The organism is Rubellimicrobium arenae (assembly GCF_017916275.1).
GTDB classification, from domain to species: Bacteria; Pseudomonadota; Alphaproteobacteria; order Rhodobacterales; family Rhodobacteraceae; genus Rubellimicrobium; species Rubellimicrobium arenae.
In genome coordinates, this window is sequence record NZ_JAFMST010000003.1 from 107,623 (window position 1) to 133,002 (window position 25,380).

At 69.6% G+C, this 25,380-nt stretch carries 22 protein-coding genes; 15 read left to right on the forward strand and 7 right to left on the reverse strand.

Annotated features, from left to right (window positions below):
- Positions 1-30: 30 nt before the first annotated feature.
- Positions 31-1,257: an Hsp70 family protein gene (locus tag J3P31_RS05265; protein ID WP_210527364.1), complete on the forward strand. Its 1,227-nt coding sequence runs from the start codon at positions 31-33 to the stop codon at positions 1,255-1,257.
- A 6-nt stretch (positions 1,258-1,263) separates the two neighbouring features.
- Here J3P31_RS05265 and J3P31_RS05270 read toward each other — a convergent pair whose 3' ends face one another.
- Both J3P31_RS05270 and J3P31_RS05275 read right to left on the reverse strand, forming a co-directional pair.
- The gene (locus J3P31_RS05270) at positions 1,264-2,409 is read right to left on the reverse strand and encodes an NADH:flavin oxidoreductase/NADH oxidase (protein WP_368373021.1); all 1,146 of its coding nucleotides are present in this window, start codon (positions 2,407-2,409) and stop codon (positions 1,264-1,266) included.
- 145 nt (positions 2,410-2,554) lie between these two features.
- Complete coding sequence (locus J3P31_RS05275; protein ID WP_246849313.1) at positions 2,555-3,787, reverse strand: BaiN/RdsA family NAD(P)/FAD-dependent oxidoreductase; 1,233 nt, start codon at positions 3,785-3,787, stop codon at positions 2,555-2,557.
- Positions 3,788-3,926: 139 nt separating this feature from the next.
- Here J3P31_RS05275 and ftsW point away from each other — a divergent pair, with 139 nt between their 5' ends.
- The 11 genes from ftsW to J3P31_RS05330 all read left to right on the forward strand — a co-directional run bounded on the left by ftsW (position 3,927) and on the right by J3P31_RS05330 (position 16,065).
- Positions 3,927-5,090 carry a putative lipid II flippase FtsW gene (ftsW, locus tag J3P31_RS05280; protein WP_210527366.1) on the forward strand — a complete coding sequence of 388 codons (1,164 nt, stop codon included), beginning with the start codon at positions 3,927-3,929 and terminating at the stop codon, positions 5,088-5,090.
- Positions 5,087-6,190: a UDP-N-acetylglucosamine--N-acetylmuramyl-(pentapeptide) pyrophosphoryl-undecaprenol N-acetylglucosamine transferase gene (locus tag J3P31_RS05285; RefSeq protein ID WP_368373022.1), complete on the forward strand. Its 1,104-nt coding sequence runs from the start codon at positions 5,087-5,089 to the stop codon at positions 6,188-6,190. The genes ftsW and J3P31_RS05285 overlap by 4 nt, the downstream gene beginning before the upstream one ends.
- A gap of 17 nt (positions 6,191-6,207) precedes the next feature.
- Positions 6,208-7,617, forward strand: a complete 1,410-nt coding sequence (gene murC, locus J3P31_RS05290) for a UDP-N-acetylmuramate--L-alanine ligase (RefSeq protein ID WP_210527367.1) — start codon at positions 6,208-6,210, stop codon at positions 7,615-7,617.
- Positions 7,618-7,732: 115 nt separating this feature from the next.
- Entirely contained in the window at positions 7,733-8,002 is a 270-nt protein-coding gene (locus tag J3P31_RS21595) for a DUF2484 family protein (protein WP_210527368.1), read from the forward strand.
- Complete coding sequence (gene murB, locus J3P31_RS05300) at positions 7,999-8,919, forward strand: UDP-N-acetylmuramate dehydrogenase (protein ID WP_210527369.1); 921 nt, start codon at positions 7,999-8,001, stop codon at positions 8,917-8,919. Before J3P31_RS21595 ends, murB begins: the two co-directional genes overlap by 4 nt.
- 93 nt (positions 8,920-9,012) lie before the next feature.
- On the forward strand, positions 9,013-9,927 hold the full coding sequence (locus tag J3P31_RS05305; RefSeq protein ID WP_210527370.1) for a D-alanine--D-alanine ligase: 915 nt from the start codon (positions 9,013-9,015) through the stop codon (positions 9,925-9,927).
- Positions 9,915-10,871 carry a cell division protein FtsQ/DivIB gene (locus J3P31_RS05310; protein ID WP_246849312.1) on the forward strand — a complete coding sequence of 319 codons (957 nt, stop codon included), beginning with the start codon at positions 9,915-9,917 and terminating at the stop codon, positions 10,869-10,871. The genes J3P31_RS05305 and J3P31_RS05310 overlap by 13 nt, the downstream gene beginning before the upstream one ends.
- Positions 10,871-12,205, forward strand: coding sequence for a cell division protein FtsA (gene ftsA, locus J3P31_RS05315; protein ID WP_210527371.1), 1,335 nt, complete (start codon positions 10,871-10,873; stop codon positions 12,203-12,205). The genes J3P31_RS05310 and ftsA overlap by 1 nt, the downstream gene beginning before the upstream one ends.
- Before the next feature lie 218 nt (positions 12,206-12,423).
- The gene (ftsZ, locus tag J3P31_RS05320) at positions 12,424-14,025 is read left to right on the forward strand and encodes a cell division protein FtsZ (protein ID WP_210527372.1); all 1,602 of its coding nucleotides are present in this window, start codon (positions 12,424-12,426) and stop codon (positions 14,023-14,025) included.
- A gap of 154 nt (positions 14,026-14,179) precedes the next feature.
- A complete protein-coding gene (gene lpxC / locus J3P31_RS05325) occupies positions 14,180-15,109 on the forward strand; it encodes a UDP-3-O-acyl-N-acetylglucosamine deacetylase (RefSeq protein WP_210527373.1) in 930 nt (309 codons plus the stop codon).
- 110 nt (positions 15,110-15,219) lie between these two features.
- The gene (locus J3P31_RS05330; RefSeq protein WP_210527374.1) at positions 15,220-16,065 is read left to right on the forward strand and encodes an outer membrane protein assembly factor BamD; all 846 of its coding nucleotides are present in this window, start codon (positions 15,220-15,222) and stop codon (positions 16,063-16,065) included.
- A 244-nt stretch (positions 16,066-16,309) separates the two neighbouring features.
- Here the strand turns inward: J3P31_RS05330 and J3P31_RS05335 are convergent, their stop codons facing one another.
- Positions 16,310-17,839, reverse strand: coding sequence for a UxaA family hydrolase (locus J3P31_RS05335; RefSeq protein ID WP_246849311.1), 1,530 nt, complete (start codon positions 17,837-17,839; stop codon positions 16,310-16,312).
- A 61-nt stretch (positions 17,840-17,900) separates the two neighbouring features.
- On the opposite strand from J3P31_RS05335, the gene J3P31_RS05340 reads away from it, so the two are divergent.
- On the forward strand, positions 17,901-18,623 hold the full coding sequence (locus tag J3P31_RS05340; RefSeq protein WP_210527375.1) for a GntR family transcriptional regulator: 723 nt from the start codon (positions 17,901-17,903) through the stop codon (positions 18,621-18,623).
- 182 nt (positions 18,624-18,805) lie between these two features.
- Here the strand turns inward: J3P31_RS05340 and J3P31_RS05345 are convergent, their stop codons facing one another.
- From J3P31_RS05345 to J3P31_RS05355, 3 genes are read right to left on the reverse strand one after another with little or no spacing between them, the layout of a single operon-like run.
- Positions 18,806-20,284 carry an FGGY-family carbohydrate kinase gene (locus J3P31_RS05345; RefSeq protein ID WP_210527376.1) on the reverse strand — a complete coding sequence of 493 codons (1,479 nt, stop codon included), beginning with the start codon at positions 20,282-20,284 and terminating at the stop codon, positions 18,806-18,808.
- Positions 20,281-21,384 carry a zinc-binding metallopeptidase family protein gene (locus tag J3P31_RS05350; RefSeq protein ID WP_210527377.1) on the reverse strand — a complete coding sequence of 368 codons (1,104 nt, stop codon included), beginning with the start codon at positions 21,382-21,384 and terminating at the stop codon, positions 20,281-20,283. Before J3P31_RS05350 ends, J3P31_RS05345 begins: the two co-directional genes overlap by 4 nt.
- Entirely contained in the window at positions 21,381-22,187 is an 807-nt protein-coding gene (locus J3P31_RS05355; RefSeq protein WP_210527378.1) for a BtpA/SgcQ family protein, read from the reverse strand. Before J3P31_RS05355 ends, J3P31_RS05350 begins: the two co-directional genes overlap by 4 nt.
- A gap of 55 nt (positions 22,188-22,242) precedes the next feature.
- On the opposite strand from J3P31_RS05355, the gene J3P31_RS05360 reads away from it, so the two are divergent.
- Both J3P31_RS05360 and recN read left to right on the forward strand, forming a co-directional pair.
- Positions 22,243-23,244, forward strand: coding sequence for an aldo/keto reductase (locus J3P31_RS05360; RefSeq protein ID WP_210527379.1), 1,002 nt, complete (start codon positions 22,243-22,245; stop codon positions 23,242-23,244).
- Positions 23,245-23,295: 51 nt separating this feature from the next.
- Positions 23,296-24,969: a DNA repair protein RecN gene (gene recN, locus J3P31_RS05365; protein WP_210527380.1), complete on the forward strand. Its 1,674-nt coding sequence runs from the start codon at positions 23,296-23,298 to the stop codon at positions 24,967-24,969.
- 46 nt (positions 24,970-25,015) lie between these two features.
- Here the strand turns inward: recN and J3P31_RS05370 are convergent, their stop codons facing one another.
- The gene (locus tag J3P31_RS05370) at positions 25,016-25,357 is read right to left on the reverse strand and encodes a DUF427 domain-containing protein (RefSeq protein WP_210527381.1); all 342 of its coding nucleotides are present in this window, start codon (positions 25,355-25,357) and stop codon (positions 25,016-25,018) included.
- Positions 25,358-25,380: the final 23 nt, after the last annotated feature.

Below are 25,380 nucleotides of genomic sequence, written 5' to 3' on the forward strand. Positions count from 1 at the left end.
GCGCCGTCTTTCCAAGCGGAGGGCAGGACCATGGCGCGCTGGCTGGGCGTGGACTTCGGCACGTCGAACACTTCGGCCGCGGTCCTGGATGAGGGCCGCCCCCACCTGATCGAGCTGGAGCCGGGGCGCAGCTCGGTCCCCACGGCGATCTTCCTGGATTTCGGGACCAAGCGCATGCTGTTCGGGACCGAGGCGGTCGAGGCGCTCGTGGCGGGGCGCGATGGGCGGTTCCTGCGCGCCATCAAGCGCGTCCTGGGAACGCCGCTCATGCGCGAGCAGCGCCAACTCCTGAACCGCCGCATGACTCTGGTCGAGCTGGTGGCCGAGGTCCTGGCCCGCCTGCGGAGCCGGGCCGAGGCCGAGGTGGGCGAGCCGCTGACCCATGTGGTCGCCGGGCGACCCGTCATCTTCCATGCCGAAGTCGAACGCGACGCGCAGGCCGCGGTGGACCTGGAGGAGGCCTACCGCCTTGCCGGCTTTGAGGAGGTCGCCTGGCTCACCGAGCCCGAGGCCGCCGCGCGGGCCTGCGGCGTGAGGGACGGACTGGGCATCGTCGTGGATATCGGCGGCGGCACCTCGGACTTCACCGTGTTTCGCGCCGAAGGCGGCCGCTTGGCCGTGCTGGCCAATGAAGGCGTCCGCGTGGGCGGCACGGACGCGGACAAGGCGCTGAGCCTGGCCCATGCCATGCCGCTCCTGGGCCTGGGAAGCCGCATCAAGGCCGAGATCGGGACGGCCCTCCACGAGGTGCCGGTCGCGCCCTACCACGACCTCGCCACCTGGGAACGGATCGGCTTTCTCCAGACGCCCGAGATGGCCCGGGAGGCGGCGCGCATGCGCAAGCTGGCCGAACGGCCCGAGCGGCTGAAGCGGCTTCATTCGGTGCTGGAGTCGGGCCTGGGCTTCGACGTGGCCTTTGCCGTGGAGGCCGGGAAGATTGAGGCGAACAGCGGGTCGGGACGCATCGACCTGGGCGTGATCGAGCCGCGTCTGGCCGCCCCCCTGTCCGCGGATCGGCTCGAGATGGACCTTGGCCCTCTTGCCGAGGCCGTGGCCCAGGGGGCGCGGCGCGCGGTGGAGCGGGCCGGCCTCGGTCCCGAGGCGATCACCCATGTCGTGCATGTCGGCGGATCGAGCCTCCTCGGCCCGGTGCGCCGGGCCATGGCCGCCCTGTTCCCCCAAGCCCGTCCGGTCGAGACGGCGGCCTTCACCGCCGTCGCCGAGGGGCTCGCCATCGCCGCAGGCGAGCGGCACTAGGCCTGGTCACTCCGCGTCGGCGTAACCGCGTTCGCGCAGGGCCTGATCCTTGTGACGAACGACGAAGCCCGACTGCTTGGGCCAAGCGGCATAGGCCTGTTCGGTCCGGTCGAGCTCGTGCCGGGCGTGGACCGGCCAGTTCGGGTCATCCAGAGCCATGCGGCCCAGCGCCACGAGATCGGCATCGCCGTCCTCGATCACCTCCTCGGCCTCCCGGGCCCGGGTGATCAGGCCCACGGCCATGGTGGGGATGCCGGCTTCGTGCTTCACGCGCCGGGCGAGGGGCACCTGGTAGCCGGGCCCGACCGGAATGCGGCCGCCCGCAAAGCCCCCAGAGGACACGTCGATGAGGTCGGCGCCGAGATCCCTGAGCGCCTGGGCGTAGACGACGCTGTCCTCGACCGTCCAGCCGCCATCGATCCCGTCCTGGGCCGAGATGCGGACGAACATCGGCTTGTCCGCGGGCCAGGCCTCGCGCACGGCGCGGGCCACCGACAGGGGGAACCGCATCCGGTTCTCGCGCGAGCCGCCGAACTCATCCTCGCGCTTGTTGGCGACCGGCGACAGGAACTGATGCAGCAGGTAGCCGTGGGCCGAGTGGACCTCGACGAAATCGAACCCGGCCGCCTGCGACCGCCGTGCGGCGGCGACGAAGGCGTCGCGGATCGCGTCCATCTCTGCGACCGTCAGGGCGTGCGGCACCTTGTATTCGGGGGAGTTGGGGACCTGCGGGATCGCGCTCGGCCCGACGACCTGCCAGTCCTCGAAGCCCACTTCGCGCTTCTCCTCGTCGCTCTCGTTGAAATGACCGCGCCACCAGATGGGCGAGGACCCCTTGCGCCCCGCATGGGCCAGCTGGATCCCCGACGCGGTGCCCTGCGACCTCAGGACGGCCGCGATCCGGGCGAGCGGGGCGACCTGCTCGTCGCTCCAAAGGCCAAGGTCGCCGTAGGAAATCCGCCCCTCGGGGGTGACGGCGGTGGCCTCGACGATGACCGCACCGAAGCCGCCAAGCGCGAAACGGGCGAGGTGGGCGAAATGGTAGTCGTTCGCGATGCCGCCCTTGGCCGAATACTGGCACATCGGCGCGACGACGAGCCGGTTCTTGAGCGTCAGGCTGCGGAACGACGCAGGAGAGAAGAGAAGGCTCACGGAGCAGATTCCTTGCTGGTCCCGGATGGTCCGGGACGATCGGGCTTGGGGAGGTATGCAACCGTGCGGGGAGGTCAAGGCCTCTTCAGGCGATGAGCCATGCGTTCGGGACATGGCGGCCAAGACAGCCGCAGTCCGGCATGGGTCAGGCCCTGCGGGACCGGATGGCGCGCCCGGCCGCCGCTGCAGACGCCCAGGCCCATTGGAAGTTGTAGCCCCCGAGCCAGCCGGTGACGTCCACGCATTCGCCGACGAAGAACAGGCCGGGGACGGACGTGGCTTCCATGGTCCGCGAATTCAGGTCCGCCGTGTCCACCCCGCCCAAGGTGACTTCGGCCGTCCGATAGCCCTCGGTGCCGGTCGGCTTCAGCCGCCAGTCGGCCAGCGCGCGCGCCAGCGACTCGATCCGGGCCTCCGACAGGCCGGCCAGGTTGCCGTGCAACTCCATCTCGTTGGCGAGGTGGTCGGTCAGGCGGGCCGGAAGGTGCTGGGCCAGGAAGGTCCTGAGCGCCTGCCGCGGCGAGGCCCTGCGCCCCTGCCGGAGAGCGGCGGCCCAGTCCGTCCCGGGCATCAGGCCGATGGTGACCTCCTCGCCCTCGCGCCATGTGCTCGAGGCCTGCAGCATCGCGGGACCGGACAACCCCCGGTGGGTGAAGAGCATGGCTTCCTCGAAGGCCGGGCCCTTAGCGCGGGCGCGTACGGGCACCGACACTCCGGCCAGCTCGGCAAAGCGCCCCTCGCCGAAGGTGAACGGGACGAGCGCCGGGCGGGTTTCGGTCACGGCGAGGCCGAAGTGTTCCGCGACGCGGTACGCGATCCCGGTCGCGCCCATCTTGGGGATGGACTTGCCGCCGGTCGCGACCACCAGGTTTCGGGCGCGCCAGGTCTCGCGCCGGCCCCCATGGTCGGATTCGACGGTGAAGCGGTCGCCGTCATGGCCGATCTCGCCCAGGCTGGTGTCCAGCCGGACCCGGGCGTCGGCGCGCTCCGCCTCGGCCAGAAGCAGGTTCACGATGTCCTTCGAGCTCCGGTCGCAGAAGAGCTGCCCGAGCGTCTTCTCGTGCCACGGGATCCGGTGCGCCTCGACAAGGGCCAGGAAGTCCTGCGCCGTGTAGGAGGCCAGCGCCGACTTGGCAAAGTGCGGGTTCCTCGACAGGAAGGCCTCGGGCCGGGTGCCCAGGTTCGTGAAGTTGCAGCGCCCGCCGCCGGAGATGCGGACCTTTTCGGCCGGACGCGCGGCATGGTCCAGCACGACCGCGCCCTGGCCCGTTTGGGCGGCGCAGAACAGCCCGGCGGCGCCGGCCCCAAGGATGAGCGTCTCGATCTCCATGCCAGGGAGATGCGCGAGCCCTTTGTCCGGCGCAAGCGGATGCGGCATCGCGGCGCGTGGCGAGGGACCATGTTTCAGGGCGAAACGCCCCCGCGCCGTTTTCCGCCTAGCGTCAAAGCGGCGTCTCGGCTATCCTGACCCCTAGACCTGGGCGAACCGGGCCACACGAGGCAGTTGGCGGTGATCCATGACGGAAATGGTCCATGGGCTGGTCCCGGTACGATCCGGGGACCCGCTCCTCCCGCGTTGGTGGCGGACGATCGATAAATGGACGATGTCCTGCATCCTGGCCCTGTTCGGGATCGGGCTGCTGCTGGGCCTTGCCGCCTCGCCGCCGCTGGCCGCGCGGAACGGGCTGCCGCCCTTCCACTATGTCGAGCGTCAGGCGATGTTCGGCGGCATGGCGATGGTCGTCATGCTGCTCGTGTCGATGCTGTCCCCGGTGCAGGTGCGGCGGATCGCCGTCATCGGCTTCGCGCTGAGCTTCGTCGCCCTCGCCGCGCTGCCCTTTGCCGGAACGGACTTCGGCAAGGGCGCGATCCGCTGGTATTCGCTGGGCTTCATCAGCTTTCAGCCGTCCGAGTTCCTCAAGCCCGGCTTCGTGGTTCTGGCGGCCTGGTTCATGGCCGCCGCGCAGGACCGCGACGGGCCGCCCGGACGGCTCTGGTCCTTCGGGCTGATGGTGCTGATCGTGACCATGCTCGCGCTGCAGCCCGACTTCGGGCAGGCGGCGCTCATCCTCTTCTCCTGGGGGGTCATGTATTTCGTCGCCGGCGCGCCGATGACGCTGCTCCTCGTGCTGGCGGGGCTCGTGACCTTCTCCGGCACCGTGGCCTATGAGCATTCGGAGCACTTCGCCCGCCGGATCAACGGCTTCCTCAGCCCCGAGGTCGATCCGAGAACCCAGCTGGGCTATGCGACGAACGCGATCCGTGAAGGCGGCTTCTTCGGCGTGGGCGTGGGCGAGGGCGAGGTGAAATGGTCGCTCCCCGACGCGCACACCGACTTCATCATCGCCGTCGCCGCCGAGGAGTACGGGCTGATCCTCGTGCTCGCGATCATCACGCTTTACACCTTCATCGTCGTGGGCTCGCTCGTGCGGCTGACGCGCGAACGGGACATGTTCATCCGCCTCGCCGGAACGGGGCTCGCGTGCTCCTTCGGGGTGCAGGCGATGATCAACATGGGCGTGGCCGTGCGCCTGCTGCCCGCCAAGGGCATGACGCTGCCTTTCGTGAGCTACGGGGGCTCCTCGCTCATCGCGGGCGGGATCGCGGTCGGGATGCTCCTGGCCATGACGCGGTCGCGGCCCCAGGGCACCATGGGCGACATCCTGAGGAGCCGTCGGTGAGCCGTCATCTCGTCATCGCGGCGGGTGGAACGGGGGGGCACATGTTCCCCGCCCAGGCCTTGGCCGAGACGATGCTGTCGCGCGGATGGCGGGTCACGCTGTCCACGGACGCGCGCGGCGCCCGCTACGCCAAGGGCTTCCCGCCCGAGGTCGCGCGCGAGGTCGTCTCGAGCGCGACGACCGCGCGGGGCGGCGCGGCGGCGAAGGCGCTCGTGCCCCTGAGGGTCGGCGGCGGCATCGCAGGCTCGGTGCTGCGGATGGCGGCAGCGCGGCCCGCCGCCGTGGTGGGCTTTGGCGGCTATCCTTCGATCCCGGCGCTGGCGGCAGCGACGGCCCTGCGGATCCCGCGCATGATCCATGAGCAGAACGGCGTGCTGGGGCGGGTGAACCGCCTGTTCGCGCCGCGGGTGAACCTCGTGGCCTGCGGCACATGGCCCGCGGCGCTGCCGAAGGGGGTTCAGGGGATCCATGTCGGCAACCCGGTCCGTCGGGCCGTGCTGGACAAGGCCGGCGCCAGCTACATCGCCCCGGGCGACTACCCTATGGAGATCCTCGTCATCGGCGGCAGCCAGGGCGCGCGCATCCTGTCGGATGTCGTGCCGCCGGCGATCGCCGCCCTTCCCATGGAACTTCGCGCCCGGCTCAGGGTGAGCCAGCAGGCCCGCGACGAGGACCTGGAGCGGGTGGCCAGGTTCTACCGCGACGAGGCCATCGAGGCCGACATCCGCCCCTTCTTCGACGACGTGCCGGTGCGGATGTCGCTGGCCCAGCTCGTGGTCGCCCGGGCAGGGGCCTCGACCATCGCGGACCTGTCGGTGATCGGCCGTCCTGCCATTCTGATCCCCTATGCCGCCGCGACCGAGGACCACCAGACCGCCAACGCCCGCGGTCTCGAGGCCGTGGGGGCCGCCGAAACGGTTCCCGAGGTCCGGCTGACGCCGGAGGCGCTGTCGCAGCGCATCCTCGCGATTCTGACCAACCCCGGCCGCGCGCTCGCCATGTCCCGCGCCGCGCTGGCCTATGCGAAGCCTGACGCGGCGGAACGCCTTGCAGAGCTTGTCGAGGGACTCGTGGACGGCAACAAGGGGGGCCGCAAATGATGGACGGAGGATTTTCCATGCAGCGGCCGACCAAGCTGCCCCAGGACGTGGGTCCGATCCACTTCGTCGGCATCGGCGGGATCGGCATGTCCGGCATCGCCGAGGTGCTGCTGACCATGGGCTACACCGTCCAGGGCTCGGATTCGCGGGACAGCGACATCACCGGCCGTCTCGCCAAGCTTGGCGCGACGATCCAGATCGGCCAGCGGGCCGAGAACCTGGAGGGCGCCGAGGTCGTCGTCATCTCCTCCGCCATCAAGCCGGGCAACCCGGAACTCGACGAGGCGCGCCGCAAGGGCCTGCCCGTGGTGCGCCGCGCCGAGATGCTGGCCGAACTCATGCGGCTCAGGTCCAACGTCGCCATCGCCGGGACGCACGGCAAGACGACCACGACGACCATGGTGGCCACGCTGCTCGATGCCGGGAACTTCGATCCGACGGTCGTGAACGGCGGCATCATCCACCGCTACAACTCCAACGCCCGCATCGGGCAGGGGGAGTGGATGGTGGTCGAGGCCGACGAAAGCGACGGCACCTTCAACCGCCTGCCCGCCACCATCGCCATCGTGACCAACATCGACCCCGAGCACATGGAGCACTGGGGCACCATCGAGGCGCTGCGGAAGGGCTTCTACGACTTCGTGTCGAACATCCCCTTCTACGGCCTCGCGGTCTGCTGCACCGACCACCCCGAGGTGCAGGCGCTGGTGGGCCGCGTCACCGACCGCCGCGTGCGCACCTTCGGCTTCAACGCGCAGGCCGACGTGCGCGCCACCCGCCCGACCTACGAGAACGGCGTCGCGCATTTCGACGTCATCCTGCAAAGCGAGGACGACCGCATCGACGGCATGACCCTGCCGATGCCGGGCGACCACAACGTGTCGAACGCGCTGGCCGCCATCGCCGTCGCCCGCCACCTCGGCATGAGCAAGGACGAGATCCGCACGGCCCTCGCGGGCTTCGGCGGCGTGAACCGGCGCTTCACCAAGGTGGACGAGGTCGATGGCGTCACCATCATCGACGACTACGGCCACCACCCCGTGGAGATCGCCGCCGTTCTCAAGGCCGCGCGGCAGGCCTCCAAGGGGCGGGTCATCGCCGTGCACCAGCCGCACCGCTATTCACGGCTCCATCACCTCTTCGAGGAGTTCTGCACCTGCTTCAACGAGGCCGACGTCGTGGGCATCGCCGAGGTCTATGCGGCGGGCGAACAGCCCATCCCCGGCGTGTCGCGCGATGACCTCGTGTCGGGCCTGATCCGCCACGGCCACCGCCACGCCCGCGCCGTCACCGGCGAGGAGGATCTCGCGCGGCTGGTGCGGGAACAGGCACGTCCCGGCGACATCGTGGTGTGCCTGGGGGCCGGCAATATCAGCGCCTGGGCGCATGGCCTTCCCGCGCGCCTGCGCGAGAGTGCCTCGGCCTGAAACGCAAGGGAGGTGGCATGATGTCGGTGGGTGCGAGCCGTCCAGGGCGATGCGACGCTTCGGGAATCCCACAGCCGATGATCCGTGCCTGCGGCCTGCAGCCAAGGAGGTTATCGTGAGCGGTGCCCTGATCCTGGCGGCCTTCTGGTTCCTGGCGGCCAATCTGGCGGTCATGATGCCCACGCGTCCCGCCCAGTGGAAGGCCGATGCGCTGCTGGTGGCCTGCGGCGTACCGCTTCTGGGATGGCTCACCGTGGAGCATGGGCCTGTGCTGGGGATGATGACCTTGGCCGCCGGAGCGGCGATCCTGCGCTGGCCCTTCCTTGGCCTGATGCTGCGGTCGCGTCATCCTGGTCACGCGCTGCACCGGGACCCTGCCGAATGAGGCACTGGCCCGGTTTGCGCGGCACCCTGACCGAGGATCGGCCTCTGGCTGACCTCACCTGGCTGCGCGTCGGTGGCCCGGCAGACGCCCTCGTGCAGCCGGCCGATGTCGCTGACCTGAGCACGTTCCTGGCGGCTCTCCCGGTCGAAGTGCCGGTCTTCCCGATGGGCGTGGGTTCGAACCTGATCGTCCGGGACGGCGGGGTGCGTGGCGTGGTGATCCGGCTGGGCCGGGGGTTCAACGCCATCTCCGTCGAAGGCGGACGGATCAGGGCAGGGGCGGCAGCCCTGGACGCCCACGTCGCCCGCAAGGCGGCAGAGGGCGGCCGCGATCTGACCTTCCTGCGGACCATCCCGGGCACGGTGGGCGGGGCCGTGCGGATGAATGCCGGCTGCTACGGAGCCTATGTCGCCGACGTGCTTGTCGAGGTGACGGCCGTTCTGCGGAGCGGGGAAGTTGTGACCCTGCCCGCCGCCGCGCTTGGTCTGGCCTACAGGTCCAGCCAGCTTCCCGAAGGCGCCGTGATCGTCGAAGCCCTGTTCGAGGCTGGGGTGGGCGATCCGGCGATGCTGGCCGCCCGCATGGAGGACCAGATCGGCAAGAGGGACGCGACGCAGCCCACGCGGGACCGGACCGCAGGCTCCACGTTCCGGAATCCGGCCGGATATTCCAGCACCGGCCGCGCCGACGACAGGCACGACCTGAAGGCCTGGAAGCTGATCGACGACGCCGGGATGCGGGGCGCGCGGCGGGGCGGGGCCATCATGAACCCGATGCACGCCAACTTTCTCACCAACGCCGGCGGCGCGACCGCCGCCGAGCTCGAAGCCTTGGGCGAGGATGTGCGGAAAGCGGTTTACGATCACGCCGGAGTGAGGCTAGAGTGGGAAATCATGCGGGTCGGCGAGCCCGCGTGACACGTGTTTGGACGGCAAGGCGGTGCGGCTCCGGATAGGGGCCAAAGTGTAACAAGACGGACCGAAGAGTCCGCGAATGGGGCAGAAGCGGGCATGTCGGGCAGGACAGGTCCCAGAGTCGCCGTCCTTATGGGCGGCCCATCGGCCGAGCGCGAAGTTTCGCTCTCGTCCGGGCGGCAATGCGCCGCGGCGCTGCGGGACGCAGGATACGATGCCGTCGAGGTGGACGCCGGGCTCGACCTGGCGCGGCAGCTCATGGAGCTGCGGCCGGAGGTCGCGTTCAACGCGCTTCACGGCCGCTGGGGCGAGGATGGCTGCGTCCAGGGCCTGCTGGAATGGCTCCGCATTCCCTACACCCACTCGGGCGTGCTGGCCTCGGCCCTTGCCATGGACAAGCAGCGCGCCAAGGATGCGTTCCGCGCGGCCGGGCTGCCGGTCGTGGAAAGCAGGCTCGCCCCCCGGGACGAGGCGGCGTCGCGTCACCTCATGCCGCCGCCCTACGTGGTGAAACCCAACAACGAGGGCTCGTCGGTCGGCGTCTATATCGTGCCGGAAGGGGCGAACTCTCCTCCACGGCTGTCCACGTCGATGCCGGACACCGTCATGGTCGAGGCATTCGCCCCCGGGCGCGAGTTGACGACCGCCGTCCTTGGCGACCGGGCCCTGACCGTGACCGACATCCTGACGGACGGCTGGTACGACTACGACGCCAAGTATGCGCCGGGCGGCTCCCGCCATGTGGTGCCGGCCGAGGTGCCTCGGGACATCTTCGACGCCTGTCTGGACGTTGCCTTGCGGGCCCATCGCGCGCTGGGCTGCCGGGGCCTGTCCCGCACCGACTTCCGCTGGGATGAGCGCAAGGGCCGGGACGGGCTCGTCGTCCTGGAGTTGAACACCCAGCCCGGCATGACGCCCACGTCGCTGGCGCCCGAGCAGGCCCAGGCGATCGGCATGAGCTTCCCGGATCTGTGCCGCTGGCTGGTGGAGGATGCGTCATGCGGACGCTGATCCTGCTCTGGCGTCTGACGCTTCCATCGCTCCTGCGGGTGCCCATGGTGCCCCCGTCGGGCGGACGCCGCGATCCCGCCCCCTCGGTCTGGTCCTACCGTTACCAGCGGCTGATGCTCACGCCGTTCTACCGGCGCCTGTTCCATGTGGGGCTGCCCGCCGGCCTCGTGACGCTGATCGCACTTCTGTGGCTCGCCTCGGCTGACAATCGGGCTGCGCTCTCGGCGCGGTTCGAGGCCTGGAAGGACGCCGTCCAAGACCGCCCCGAGTTCATGGTCACGAAGATCGAGGTGACCGGCGCGGACCGTGCGCTCATGGCCGCCATCCGGGAGGTGGCCCGGCTCGACCTGCCGCTGTCCTCCTTCGATCTGGACGTGGATGCTCTGCGGCTGCGGATCACCGACCTGACCGCCGTGCGATCGGCCCAGGTCCGCGTGAATCCCGGCGGCACCCTCGAGATCGCGGTGGCGCAGCGCAACCCCGTCGCGGTCTGGCGCTATGCCGACGGCCTTCGCCTGATCGACGCCGAGGGCGTCATGACCGGCATGATCGCCGAGCGGGCCGACCGGTCCGACCTGCCGCTGATCGCCGGGGACGGGGCCAAGGACGCCATCGACGAGGCGCTGGCGCTCTTTGCCGCCGCCGCCCCGATCGCGCCGAGGGTCCGGGGGCTCGTCCGCATGGGCGAACGGCGCTGGGACATGGTGCTCGACAACGATCTCCGGATCCTCCTCCCGACCGAGCAGCCCGTCCAGGCACTCGAGCGGGTGATCGCGCTGCACCAGGCGCAGGAACTGCTCGACCGCGACGTCGCGGTCGTGGACATGCGGCTGGGCGACCGCCCGACCGTCCGCCTGAACCCCCCTGCCTTGGCGACGCTCCGCGCCGCTGCGGCAGCCGTCGCAACCACCGCCGCCGCCGCGCCCGTCTTCGAGGATCACTGATGCGCCCCCTTTACGAAACCCAGCGACTCATGCGCGGCATTCGGCGGGCCGCGCTCCAGCGGGGCGTCATCGCCATCCTTGACCTTGGAACTTCCAAGACGGCGTGCCTGGTGCTTCGGTTCGACGGGCCGCAGCGGTCGCAGCCCGTCGACGGGGTCGGGCCGATGGCCGGGCAATCGCAGTTCAAGGTGATCGGCCACGCCGTGACCCGGTCCCGCGGCGTGCGCTATGGCGAAGTCGACTCGATGGGCGAGACCGAGCGGGCGATCCGCACCGCCGTGCAGGCCGCGCAGAAGGACGCGCAGGTGCGGGTGGACCATGTCATCGTCTGCTTCTCCGGCGCGCGGCCCGAAAGCTTTGGCCTCTTCGGCGAGGCCGAGGTCGAAGGGGCGACGGTGGACGGCTGGGACATCGGGCGTGTCCTCGCATCCTGCGACGCGCCGGACATCGGCCATGGCCGCGAGGTGCTGCACGCGCAACCCGTGAACTGGTCGCTGGATCACCGGTCCGGCTTGGCCGATCCGCGCGGGCAGGTCGGGCAGCGACTGTCCTCGGATCTCCATCTGCTCGCCGTCGACGGCGCCGCGATCGAGACGCTGCTCCTCTGCCTCAAGCGGTGCGACCTGGAATGCGCGGGGATCGCCTCGTCCGCCTACGTGTCCGGCATCGCGAGCCTTGTCGAGGACGAGCAGGAGCTGGGCGCGGTCTGCATCGACATGGGCGGCGGGACGACCGGGCTGTCGGTCTTCATGCGCAAGCACATGGTCTACGCCGACTCGGTCCGCATGGGCGGGGAGCATGTCACGGCGGACATCTCCATGGGTCTCCAGATCCCCATGGCGATGGCGGAGCGGATCAAGACCCTCTACGGCGGGGTCGTGGCCACCGGCAAGGACGACCGGGAGCTCATCCCCATCGGCGGCGACACCGGCGACTGGGAGCATGACCGCCGCGTGGTCTCGCGCACCGAGCTGATCGGCATCATGCGCCCGCGCGTCGAGGAGATCCTGGAGGAAGTCCGGGCGCGGCTCGACGTGGCGGGCTTCGACAAGCTTCCGTCGCAGAGCATCGTCCTCACGGGGGGCGGCAGCCTCATTCCGGGGCTGGACGGGCTCGCCGCGCGGATCCTGGGCCGCAAGGTCAGGCTGGGGCGGCCGCTGCGCGTGCAGGGCCTTCCGCAGGCCGCAACCGGGGCGGCCTTTTCCGCGTCCGTCGGGCTCACGCTGTTCGCGGCGAATCCACAGGACGAATGGTGGGACTTCGAGATCCCGCCCGACCGCCAGTCCGCCCGATCCTTCCGCCGTGCCGTGAAGTGGTTCAAGGATAACTGGTGACGGGCAAGTTCCCGCCGATGCGCCAGCGACACGCGGGATGCGTATGATTATCCCCATGGAGATTGTACGGCGAGTGTGTTTTTGGCGTGACGGCGCGAGAGGGCCCCAGTAGGATGGTGGGCACCGTCAGCGAAGTCCGGAACGGGACCGGATCGGAACAGGGCGGCGGCCGTTCGGACAGCGGCTCGATAACACGAATCAAACAGGCGGACAGCGCGATGGCACTCAACCTCTCCCTGCCAGGGCAGGAAGACCTCAAGCCCCGGATCACCGTGTTCGGCGTGGGCGGCGCCGGCGGAAACGCGGTGAACAACATGATCGACAAGCAGCTCGAAGGGGTCGAGTTCGTCGTCGCCAACACGGATGCGCAGGCGCTCAAGCAGTCCAACGCGCCCGCCAAGATCCAGATGGGCGTGAAGGTCACCGAGGGCTTGGGCGCGGGCGCGCGTCCCTCCGTCGGCGCCGCCGCCGCCGAGGAATCGATCCAGCAGATCGTGGACCACCTCGCCGGGGCGCATATGTGCTTCATCACCGCCGGCATGGGCGGCGGCACCGGCACCGGCGCCGCGCCGATCATCGCGCAGGCCGCCCGCGAGATGGGCGTGCTGACCGTCGGCGTCGTGACCAAGCCCTTCCAGTTCGAGGGCGCCAAGCGGATGCGCCAGGCCGAGGACGGGCTCGAAGCCCTCCAGAAGGTCGTGGATACGCTGATCATCATCCCGAACCAGAACCTGTTCCGCCTCGCCACCGAGAACACGACCTTCACCGAGGCCTTCGCGCTGGCCGACGACGTCCTGTACCAGGGCGTGAAGGGCGTGACCGACCTGATGGTCCGTCCGGGTCTCATCAACCTCGACTTCGCGGATGTCCGCGCCGTGATGGACGAGATGGGCAAGGCGATGATGGGCACCGGCGAGGCCGAGGGGCCGGACCGCGCCACCCATGCCGCCGAAAAGGCCATCGCGAACCCGCTCCTCGACGAGATCAGCCTCAAGGGCGCCAAGGGCGTGCTGATCAACATCACCGGCGGCTACGACATGACCCTCTTCGAGCTCGACGAGGCCGCGAACAAGATCCGCGAGATGGTCGACGAAGACGCCAACATCATCGTGGGCTCCACGCTCGATACCGACATGGGCGGCAAGATGCGCGTGTCCGTCGTGGCGACCGGGATCGACGCCTCGGCCAGCCGTCTCGAGCCGCCGATGCCCCGTCGTTCGATGAAGGAACCGCTGCGGAGCGAAGCGCCCGCCGCGGCCCCGCCCGCCGCCCGGCCTGCGCCCCAGCCGCAGCCGGTCGTTGCCCGGACGGCGCCGGCCCCCACGGCCCGGCCGATCCCCGCGCCGGTGCAGCCCGTCGCCGAGGAACCGGACTACGAGGCGCGTTCCTTCGTCCAGCCGACCCCGGCTGTCGAGCAGTACGACGCGCCCGAAGCCGACGATCTTCCGCCCCCGGCCTACCGGCCGCGCCCGGAACCCGCGGCTCAGGCCCCGCTGCCCCAGGCCACATCCCGCGCTCCGGCCGGGACGCCGACGCCCGAGGCGCTTGCCCGTCTGCGCAACATGGCGACGCGCGCCGCCGAGGCCCGCGCCGCCGATCCGCGTCAGTCCGACTCCCGTGCCGCGCCCAGCGCGCCGCAGGCCGACAAGGCGCGTTTCGGGATCAACTCCCTCATCAACCGCATGACGGGGCAGCCCGCGGCCGAAGGCAACGGCGGATCCGCCGTCCAGCGTGCGCCGCGCCCGTCCTACGAGGCGCAGCCCGAGGCCGAGCAGGAGCGGGCCGACATTCCCGCCTTCCTTCGTCGCCAGGCGAACTGAGCCTTTGGCCCAGCAAGATCTGAAGGGCCGTCCGCAAGGGCGGCCCTTTGGGATTCCGGGCCAGCGGACTGTTTCAAAGAGTCAGAATACGTGAATTGGCGACTCGGGGCCGGGTTCTTATCTCATGGATCCGAGCAGAACGAAGGCCAAGGCCGTGCAGACGACTCTCCTCCAGCCCGTCACCGTTGCGGGAATCGGGCTTCATTCCGGCGCGCCGGTGCGCGTCACACTCCGGGCGGCAACGCCCGGGACCGGCATCACGTTCCGTCGCGTGGACATCACGGACAGGGTCGCGGTGATCCCGGCCAGCTGGGATCGTGTGCAGGTCTCTCCTCTCAACACGCGGATCATCAACGCCGACGGCGTCAGCATCTCGACCATCGAGCATCTGATGGCGGCCTTCGCGGGGACGGGGGTGACGAATGCCTTGGTCGAGATCGATGCGCCCGAGGTGCCGATCCTCGATGGATCCGCGGCGCCTTGGGTCCAGGCGATTCTCCGGGCAGGCCTCATCGCGTCGAGTGAGCCGCTGGAACTGATCGAGGTTCTGGAGCCGGTCGAGGTGCGGGACGGAGCCGCGATGGCCCGGCTGGAGCCCTCGGACCACCAGAGCATGGCCTTCGTCATCGATTTCCCGGACGCCGCCATCGGCCATCAGGAACGGACACTCGACCTGATCGGCAACGCCTTCCTGCGCGAACTGTCCGACAGCCGGACCTTCTGCAGGGCCTCGGACGTGGAAGCTATGCGCAAGCAGGGTCTGGCGCTGGGCGGCACCTTCCTCAATGCGGTCGTCGTCGACGGAGCTCGGGTCCTGACGCCAGGGGGGCTGCGCCACCCGGACGAAGCCGTGCGGCACAAGATGCTGGATGCCGTGGGGGACCTTTACACGGCCGGGTCTCCGATCCTGGGACGCTATGTCGGCGTGCGGGCTGGTCATGCGATCACCAACCGTCTTCTGCGGGCTCTGTTCTCCAGGCCCGAGGCTTGGCGGCGGGTCCCCTGCGACGAGGCTACGCGCAGCCGGATTCTGGGCGCGGGCGTCGTCGATGCGGGACTGGCCGACTTGCAAGCCGTGGCGTGAGTCGCACGGTCGTGGGCGAATGTGGATTTTGCCCCCTCTGAAAGCGTGCTAATCGAGCCGGGACGGGGACTCTGGCGGTCCTCCAATCACAAACTGCGGCGAGGCGCGGGATGGCGAGAGGGTGGGGACGGGCAGCATTGTGGATCGCGATGGCGGTCGGCCTGTCGGCGTGCGGCAAGACGGCAGGTGATGGCTTTCGTGAATCTGGCGCGCTCGACTCGCTGACTCCCGAGCAGATCTACCTGCGCGGGGAATCGATGCTCGAGGACGGGCGCGAGGATGATGCGGCGTTCTATTTCTCGGAGATCGAACGCCTTTATCCGTACTCTGAATGGGCCAAACGCGGGCTCATCATGGCGGCGTTCTCCTTTCACCGCGACCGCGACTACGAGGAGGCGAGGGCCGCCGCGCAACGATACCTCGACTTCTATCCGGCCGAGGAGGACGCGGCTTATGCGCAGTATCTCCTCGCGCTCAGCTACTATGACCAGATCGATGACGTGGGTCGTGACCAAGGCCTGACATTCCAGGCGCTTCAGGCGCTCCGCACCCTGATCGAGGTCTATCCGGACAGCCCTTATGCCGCGGATGCGATGGTCAAGTTCGACCTGGCGTTCGACCACTTGGCGGCCAAGGAGATGGAGATCGGCCGCTACTACCTTGGCCGCGAACATTATACGGCGGCCATCAACCGGTTCCGTGTCGTCGTTGAGGATTATCAGACGACCCGCCACACGCCCGAAGCGTTGCACCGCCTGGTCGAGGCCTATCTGGCCCTTGGCCTGACGGACGAGGCACAGTCGGCCGGGGCAATCCTGGGCTACAACTATCAGGATACGGACTGGTATCGTGACAGCTATGCCCTGTTGACCGGGCGCGGCCTGCGCCCCGAAGCCGCTGGCGACAACTGGCTGTCAGCCATCTACCGGCAGGTCGTCCAAGGCAACTGGATCTGAGATGCGAACCGGATCGGGCGACAGGAGCACCTGTCGTCCGGGCGGACGGGACGGCGAACGTTCCGGCATCAGCAGAAATTGGGCCGTCATGGCTCCGGCGTCATAGGACGGCCCGGAGATTACGAGCAGCCGCGCCGAACACCCGGACCGCCTTGGGGACGGAGGTCGGTCGTGATGGAACAAAGGTCCGGGCCAATATGGCTCGGACCTCCTGGACCTTTCGGTTCGACCGCTCCAGCCTGCGCTACATTACGGCGCCCATCTGCCACGGCACGAACTCGGCTCCGCCAAAGCCCAGCTCCTCGGACTTGGTGTGCTGGCCGCTGGCCGTCGCGATGAACTTTTCGAAGATCTCGCGGCCCTTCTCCTCCAGCGACACGCCTTCAGAGACGATGTCGCCGCAGTTGACGTCCATGTCCTCGCTCATCCGGCCGTACATCTCGCTGTTGGTGGCGAGCTTGATGCAGGGCACCGGTTTGTAGCCCGACACCGAGCCGCGTCCTGTCGTGAACACGATCAGGTTCGCGCCCGAGGCGATCTGCCCGGTGACCGAGCAAGGGTCGTAGCCGGGCGAATCCATGTAGACGAAGCCGCGCTTGGTGATGGGCTCGCCGAACTTGTAGACCTCGGTCAGCGGGGCCGTGCCGCCCTTGGCGACGGCGCCCAGCGATTTTTCAAGGATCGTGGTCAGGCCGCCCTTCTTGTTGCCGGGGGAGGGGTTGTTGTCCATCTCGCCGCCGTTGCGGGCGGTGTAGTCCTCCCACCACTTGATGCGTTCGACGATCTTCTCGCCCACCTCGCGGGAGACGGCGCGGCGGGTCAGCAGGTGCTCGGCCCCGTAGATCTCGGGCGTCTCGCTCAGGATCGTGGTGCCGCCATGGGCCACCAGCAGGTCCGAGGCCGCGCCCAGCGCCGGGTTCGCGGTGATGCCGGAATAGCCGTCCGATCCGCCGCACTGCATCCCGATCACGAGGTGCTCCAGCCCCGCGGGCTCGCGCACGGCCTTGGCCGCCGACTCGGCCATCTCGCGCAGGATCGCCACGCCCTTCTCGACGGTGCGGCGGGTGCCGCCGGTCTGCTGGATCGTCATATAGCGGAAGGCCCCATCGCCCCGCATCCGGCCCTTGCCGATGAGGTCCGGCACCTGCATCACCTCGCAGCCCAGGCCGACCAGGAGGATGCCCGCGAAGTTCGGGTTCCTCGAATAGCCCTGCAGCGTGCGGAACAGCGTCTCGTAACCTTCGTCCTTGCCGCTCATCCCGCAGCCGGTGCCGTGGACGATCGGCACGACGCCGTCGATGGCCGGGTTGTCGCGCAGCCACGGCTCCCGCTCGCAGGCTTCGGCGATGAAGCGGGCGACCGAGCCAGAGCAGTTCACAGAGGTGATGACGCCCAGGTAGTTCCGCGTGCCCACCTGCCCGTCGGCGCGATGATAGCCGTCGAAGGTCCGTGTTTCGGTCACAAGGGGGAGGGGGCGGATGTCGGTGCCAAAGGCGTAATCGGTGTCGTGCGCCCCCATGCCGAGGTTGTGGCTATGCACATGCTCGCCGGGATGGATGGGCTGCGTGGCCGCGCCGATGATCTGGCCGTAGCGGATCACATTGCCCCCGGGCGCGATAGGCGCGACCGCGATCTTGTGGCCGCGCGGCACCGGGCCGGGGAGGGGCAGGCCCAGTTCGGGCAGGACCGTTCCGGCTGCGAGGTCGGCAAGCGCGATCACCACGTTGTCGGCCGGATGAAGGCGGATCGTGGCGGATGTCATCTGGTCGAGCATGGGTCCTCCCCCTCTGGAGCCGGAACGTTGACTTGATTCGGCCTGTAGCTAACATGCTAGCATGCCGCAAGTCGTCCTTGAAACGCCGCTTCGCAAGGAAGCCCCGCTCCTTCGTCCCCTGGATGCCTTTCCAGGGTCGTTGTCACAGAAGGTCTACGCCTCGCTCAAGGAGGCGATCCTCGATCTCTCGCTGCGTCCGGGCGCGATCCTGCGGAAGGGAGAGGTCTGCGACGTGCTGGGCGTGTCGCGCAGCCCGGTTTCCGAGGCCGTGGCCCGCCTGGCGACCGAGGCGCTTGTGGATGTCGTGCCGCAGGCGGGGACCTTCGTGGCGAAGCTGTCCATGGAGGAGGTGCGCGAGGGAGCCTTCCTCCGCGAAGCCTTTGAACTGGCCGCCATCGAACTGGTGGCCCGCACCGCGACCGAGGAGCAACTCATCCTGCTCCGTCGGAACCTGCGTCTTCAGGAGGGCGCCGTCGAGGACGGCGACTTCAAGGGATTCTACGTTGCAGACGCGCAGTTCCATGAACTGATCCTGTCCTTCACCGGACATCGGAGGTTGCCGGCGCTGTCCCGGACGGCCTGGGTTCACGTGGACCGCGCGCGTCGGCTCCTGCTGCCGACGCCCGGGCGTGTCCAGGAGACCCTCGAGGAGCACCGCGCCATCGTCGCGGCCCTCGAGGCGCGCGATCCGGTGGCCGCGCGCGAGGCCACGCGCGTGCACCTGAACCAGCTCGTCACACGGTTGGAATCACTCGTGTCGGAGCGGTCGGACCTGTTCGCCTGAGCCCGGGCGGATCCGGCCCTGCGGAGTTCGCCCGTCCTCTCGGGGGACGGGTCGCTGCGGGAGCCATTCTCCGCAAGGCAGGCGAACAGGTGCGTGCCGGTTCCCGCATCCGCCAGCGCCCCCGCCCTTTGGGCAGCTGACGTCTGCGGGGCTGACGTCTTGGGGTGTGCGACCTGCCGGAGTCAGGCGCTGAGGTCCCTCATGATGTCCTTGGTCTGGTCGTAAAGGCGACGGAACAGCGGATAGAGCCTCGCGTACTCCGGAAGATCGCGCGGCTGCACCACGCGCTCGGCCGGATTCCAGAGGTCGATGTCCGCCGGCTCGGCCGCGCCGATGGCCAGGGCAGCCAGGAACGCATCGCCATAAGCCGCCCCGGTGGTCACGGCGCGAAGGTCCTGCGGAAGGCCGGTCAGGTCCGAGGTCGCCTGGAGCCAGACGCCCGTCCTGGTGCCGCCACCCACGGCCATGACGCGCGACGGGGCGGCTCCGGCCTCGCGATAGGTGTCCACGATATGCCGGGTCGCCGCAGCGATCCCCTCGAGGCAGGCGCGGTACAAATCGCCGCGCGTATGCGTCAGGTCCATCCCGAAGAACACGCCACGCGCCCTTGGGTCATGGATCGGAGTCCGCTCGCCCGAGAAGTAGGGCAGGCAGATGAGCCCCCGCGCGCCGGGCGGCGAGGCTTCGGCCTCCGCCGCCAGGGTGGTGAAGGCTTCGTCGCGGGGAAGGCCGGGTGCGATGACCTCGCGAAACCATTGGGTCAGGGTGCCGGAGGTGGCCAATCCGGCCTGAGCGGCCCACGGGCCCGGGAACAGCCAGGGCGACGTCCAGAGCCGGGCGTCCCGGACCCGTTCCGCCGTGATCTCGATGACATAGACGGTCGAGCCGTACATCAGCATCAGGTCGCCCGGACGGGTCACCCCGACCGAAACGGCCTCGGCGGCGGCATCGATGGTTCCCACGGTGACCGGAGTGCCTTCGGGAAGTCCCGTGGCTTCGGCCGCGTCGCGCCTCACGCCGCCCGCGATCTCGGTCGTCCAGAGAAGCCGCGGCAACTGTCTTCGGTGGCAGATGCCGAACAGGTCCTCGCCCCAGTCGCCAGCCTCCATGTCGTAAAGAGGCGCCCAACTGGCCGCCGAATAGCGATCCATGGCATGGACGCCGGTCAGGCGCTCCAAGATGAACGAGGTCGAGGTGTGGAGGCGCGCGGTGCGGACCCAGGTTTCGGGCTCGTTCCTTTGAAGCCACAGGACTTTGGGGCCGACCGCCTGCGACGTGAGGGAGGTTCCCGCGCGGGACAGGATGGCCTCGGCCCCGATCCGAGCGGTCAGTTCGTCGATCTCGGCGCTGGCTCGTGTGTCGACACCATAAAGGATGCCGTTGCGGAGCGGGACGCCCCCCGCATCCACGGGCAGGCAGCAGGGGCCGATGGCGCTGATCGCCAGAGCCGCCACCCGCGCGTCCGGAGCCTGGGCAAGAAGCGCGCGCGACAGGGCCACCGTATCGCCCCACCAATCCTCCTCGGCCCGATGCTCGGCCCACCCCGGGCGGGGAACCAGCATGTCGTGAGGGCGCCGGGCCTGGGCAAGGATGCGCCCGTCCTCGACCAGCACGCCCTTCGATTCGAAGGTGCCGATATCGATGCCCATGGTGACGGTCATGCGTCGCGCTCCAGCCTGAGGTCGGGATCGATGCGGCCCAGCGCCGCCACGATCAGCCGGGCCAGCGCGTCGAGATCGCGCAGGTCGCAGACCTCCAGCGCCGAATGGGAATGCCGCATGGGAAAGCCCAAGTCGATCGACGCCACGCCCCCGCCGACGGTCTGGACGTAGCTCAGGTCCGTCAGCACCCCGACCTGCGCCGACCGCTGGAGAGGCATCCCCTCGGCCTCGGCCGTCCGCTCCATCAGCCGCACCAGCGCCGGGTGCGGGATGACTCCGTTCAGCGTCCCGCGCCCATGGAAGGAATAGAGCGACATGCCCGGGCCGCCGCCCAGCGCCATCTCGCCCCGGTCGGCCATGTCGGGGGTGTCGGTGGCGAGCATGAGGTCGATCTGGATGGCGATATCGGGCTGAAGGACCTGCGCCGCGACCACGGCGCCGCGGAGGTTGAACTCCTCCTGCACGGACCAGACCAGATGGACGGTGGGACCGCCCCGCCGATCCTTCAGGACCCGCGTCACATCGAGGAGGACGGCGCAGCCGGCGCGGTCGTCCACCGCCGTCCCGGCGAGGCGATCGTTGGCCAGCGGCAGGACGCGCGGCAGGTAGACCACTGGGGTGCCGATGCGGATGCCCGCGGCCTCGACCGCCGCCTTGGACCCGTGCCCGGTGTCGATGCGGATCTCGGGCGTCGTGGGGACGGCGTACTTTTCGCCGGGCGGGGTGGCGTGGTGGGATTTGACCGTGATGACCCCCGGCACGTCCGGGTGGCCGGCAGGACAAAGAAGGACGGCCTGCGCCAGCATGGCCTTCTCGGCGACGCCGCCCATCCGCTCCACCCGGATCATCCCGTCGGGTTCGACCTTGCGAACGAAGAACCCGAGCTGATCCATGTGGGTGAAGACCATGACCGACGGCAGCGTCGGGTCCCCCTCCAGCGTGACGATGAGGTTGCCCAGGCGGTCGGTGTGCGACGCCATGTGCAGCGCCCCGAGCCGTTCCCGCAGCCAGGCCGCCACCCGCTCTTCATGCCCTGACAGGCCAGGCAGGAGGCAGAGCGCCGTCACGTCCTCGCGCAGGGTCGAGGGCGCCGGGCTCATCGGGCGGCCCGGGCACGGTCCATGAAGGCCCGGGCGCGGTCGGGATCCACCGCGTTCCAGGTGTGCCCGTCCACCTTGAGCGCGGAGCCCACGACGCAGCCGTCGGCGATCCGCAGCACCTCGGCCACGGTGTCGTGCCTGACGCCCGTGTTGGCCAGGACGGGGGTGGTCGGCAGCACGCGCTTCACGCCCTCGAGGTCCTCCATCCGCGCGGCCTCGCCGGTGATCTGGCCGGACACGAGCACCGCGTCGGGGATGGAGGAGAACACCGCGGACCGCGCCCGGTCGGGCAGGGGACGGCGGTCCTGGCTGTCGGCGAACTCGGCGCTGACGTTGTAGAGCATGGCGCAGTCAGGCCGGCCCAGGCGGTTGCGGTAGCGCATGGCTTGGCCGGCGTCGGGCGCCCAGACGCCCATGTCCGAGGCATAGGTGCCGGTGAAGATCTCGCGCACGAAGGAGGCCCCCGTCGCGGCGGCGAGCGCGACCGTCGACATCGGATCCCAGAGCACGTTCACGCCGAAAGGCACCGTGATCTCGGGCCTCAGGCGGCCGATGACATAGGCCATGGTGGCGGTCGATGCGGTGTCCACCTTGAACTCGTAGGGGCGGTCGTTCTCGTTGCCGAACATCACCGCGTCCACGCCTGCCGCCTGCAGGGCCTGAAGGTCGGCCCGGGCATCCTCGATCAGGCCCTCGACCCCGCGCGATTCATCGTGGAGGGGAGCGCCCGGCAACGCGCCCAGATGCACCATGGCGATCACCGGCTTGCCCGGACCAAAGACCCGGCGGAACGTTTCGGTCATATGCTTTACTCGCCTCCCCTGCGGTGACTAGCATGTCAGCATGAGGGGGGACGGGATGCAACTGACCACGCGACACCACGCCAAGAGCGGACTGACCTTCACCGAACTGGGGCTGGGCACCGCGCCCCTTGCCAACCTGTACCGCGCCATCCCCGACGAGGATGCGCGCGCCGTCATGGAGACCGCCTGGGCCGGTGGCGTGCGCCACTTCGACACGGCGCCGCTCTACGGGCCCGGTCTGGCCGAAACCCGTCTCAATCCATTCCTCCGGGGCAAGCCGCGCGAGGAGTTCGTCCTGGCCAGCAAGGTCGGGCGCTGGCTGCGCCCCACGACCTACGACCAGCGCGAAGGCCACGGCAGATGGTTCGAGGTTCCGTCCCGGACGGGCGTCTACGACTACTCCTATGATGGCGTGAGGCGCTCGGTGGAGTTCTCGCTCGAGCGGTTGGGCGTGGACCGGATCGACATCCTGCACGCCCATGATCTCGATGTGTGGACCCACGGCTCGCAGGAGGCGCTGGATGGCTGGCTCGACCAGTTCATCTCGGGCGGGCATCGGGCGCTGCACGAGATGCGCGCCCAAGGGATGATCCGCGCCATCGGCTTGGGCGTCAACGACTGGCGCATCGCCCAATGGCTGGCCGAGCGCGCGGACCTGGACGTCATCCTCCTGGCGGGGCGCTACACGCTGCTGGAACAGGAGGCGGCCGCATCGTTCCTGCCGCTCTGCGTCCAGAAGGGGATCGGCGTCATCATCGGCGGCCCCTACAATTCCGGGGTCCTCGCCGGGCAGGAGCACTACGACTACGACCGGGTCCCTCCCGAGGTGGCCGACCGCGCGCGACGGCTCCGGGCCGTCTGCGACAGCCACGGCGTGCGGCTTGTCCATGCCGCGTTCCGCTATCCCCTGCGCCACCCGGCCGTGCTGTCGGTGATCCCGGGAAGCCAGACGGTCGAGGAGATGGAGGACAACCTGCAGGCGGCCCGTGCGACCCTCCCCGAGGCGCTCTGGTCCGACCTTGCGTCGCAGGGCCTCATCCCTCCGGAGGAGGGTTGACCCCTTCCGGAACAGGAGCCACATCCTGAGCGGGACAGGCGGGAGACGGGGATGCTGCGCGCGCTCGAGATACGCGACATGCTGATCATTGAGCGACTTGATCTCGCCTTCCGGCCCGGGCTGAACGTCCTGACCGGAGAGACGGGGGCGGGCAAGTCGATCCTGCTCGACTCATTGGGCTTCGTGCTGGGCTGGCGGGGCCGGGCCGAGCTGGTGCGCACGGGGGCCGACCGGGGCGAGGTCACGGCTGTCTTCGAGCTGCCCCCCGGCCATCCGGCCCATGCCGTCCTGGCCGAAGCCGGCATCGAGCCCAACGAGGACGATCCGTCCGAACTGATCCTGCGCCGGGTGAACTACACCGACGGCCGCAAGACCGCCTGGATCAACGACCGCCGCGCCTCGGGCGAGACGCTGCGGGCGCTGTCCGACACGCTCGTGGAGCTTCACGGACAGCAGGACGACAAGGGCCTGCTGAACCCCCGCGTGCACCGGTCGCTGCTTGACGATTTCGCCGGGGCCGAGCCGCTGCTGGTCCGCGTGAGGGAGGCCTGGACCGCCCGGCGCGAGGCCCGCCGCGCTTTGGCCGAGGCGGACGCGGCCCGCGAGAAGCTGAAGACCGAAGAGGACTTCCTCCGCCACGCCGTGGAGGAGATGTCCAAGCTTGATCCCCAGCCGGGGGAGGAAGCGCAGCTCGACGCCCAGCGCCGTCTGATGCAGGCGGGCGAGAAGATCCGCGAGGGGATCGCCAAGGCCCTCAATGCCATTTCGTCCCAAGGGGCCGAAGGCCTGATCTCCGAGGCGATGCGCCGCCTGGATGCCGCCGTCGATCAGGCCGAGGGTCGCCTGGACGAGCCGCTGGCCGCGCTCGAACGCTCGCAGGAGGCGCTTTCCGAGGCCGAAGCCGGGGTGCGGGACTTCCTGGATGCGCTGACGTTCGATCCCCGCGCGCTGGAAGAGACCGAGGAACGCCTTTTTGCCATCCGGGCGCTGGCCCGCAAGCACAACGTCCTGCCCGACGACCTTCCGGCGCTGGCCGAGGACATGGGCCGGCGGCTTGCGACGCTCGACGCTTCCGAAGCGGACCAGGGCCGCCTGCAGTCGGCCGTCCGCGCCGCGGACGCGACCTACCAGGAGGCAGCGGACGAGCTGTCGGCCTTCCGGCAAAGCGCGGCGGGGCGCCTCTCCGCGGCCATGGCGGCCGAGCTTCCTCCGCTTCGGATGGAGCGGGCGGTCTTCTCGGTCGAGGTCACGTCCGGCGACCCCGGTCCCGAGGGCCAGGACGAGGTGCGCTTCGTGGCGGCCACCAACCCGGGGGCGCCGGCCGGTCCTCTCGACCGCATCGCGTCGGGCGGGGAGCTGTCGCGCTTCCTTCTCGCTCTCAAGGTCTGCCTCGTGCGCGAGGGCGACGCCAAGACCATGATCTTCGACGAGATCGACCGCGGCGTCGGTGGGGCCACCGCGGCGGCCGTGGGGCGGCGTCTGGCCGACCTCGCGCATGGGGGGCAGGTGCTGGTCGTCACCCATTCGCCGCAGGTGGCGGCGCTGGGCTCGCATCACTGGCGGGTGGAGAAGGCGGTCCGCGACGGCACGACGACGTCGCGTGTGGTTCCGCTCGGTCCCTCGGATCGGGTCGACGAGATCGCCCGGATGCTGGCGGGCGAGACCGTGACCGAGGCAGCCCGGGGCGCGGCCCGGGTCCTCCTGGAGGGTGCGGACGCGGCCTGACGCAGGTCCGCTGCGCCGCCTTCCAGGAGCCCCGGGAGGCTGTCGCTCAGACGTGCTCCAGCGTCACCTTGGTCAGGTAGAAGGCGAGGTGGCCGGCGATCGGCGTCACGTCGGCCTTGGGCGTCTCATAGATCCAGGCCGCGTCCTTTACCGTTCCGCTCTTGCCGACGAAGGAAAAGTAGCTGGCCTCCCCCTTGTGGGGGCAGACCGAGCGCGTGGCCGACGGTTCGAAGAAGGCCATCGCGACATCCTCGCGCGGGATGTAGATGACGGGAGGGTAGCCTCCCTCCCGGAGCTCCAGCGCCCGGCCGGTCTCGGCCAGCACCGCCCCTCCTGCGCGGACGACCCAGGTGCCGCCGGACGGACGGATCGTGATGTGCTCTGACATGGCGTGTTCCCTTGCGTGTCCCA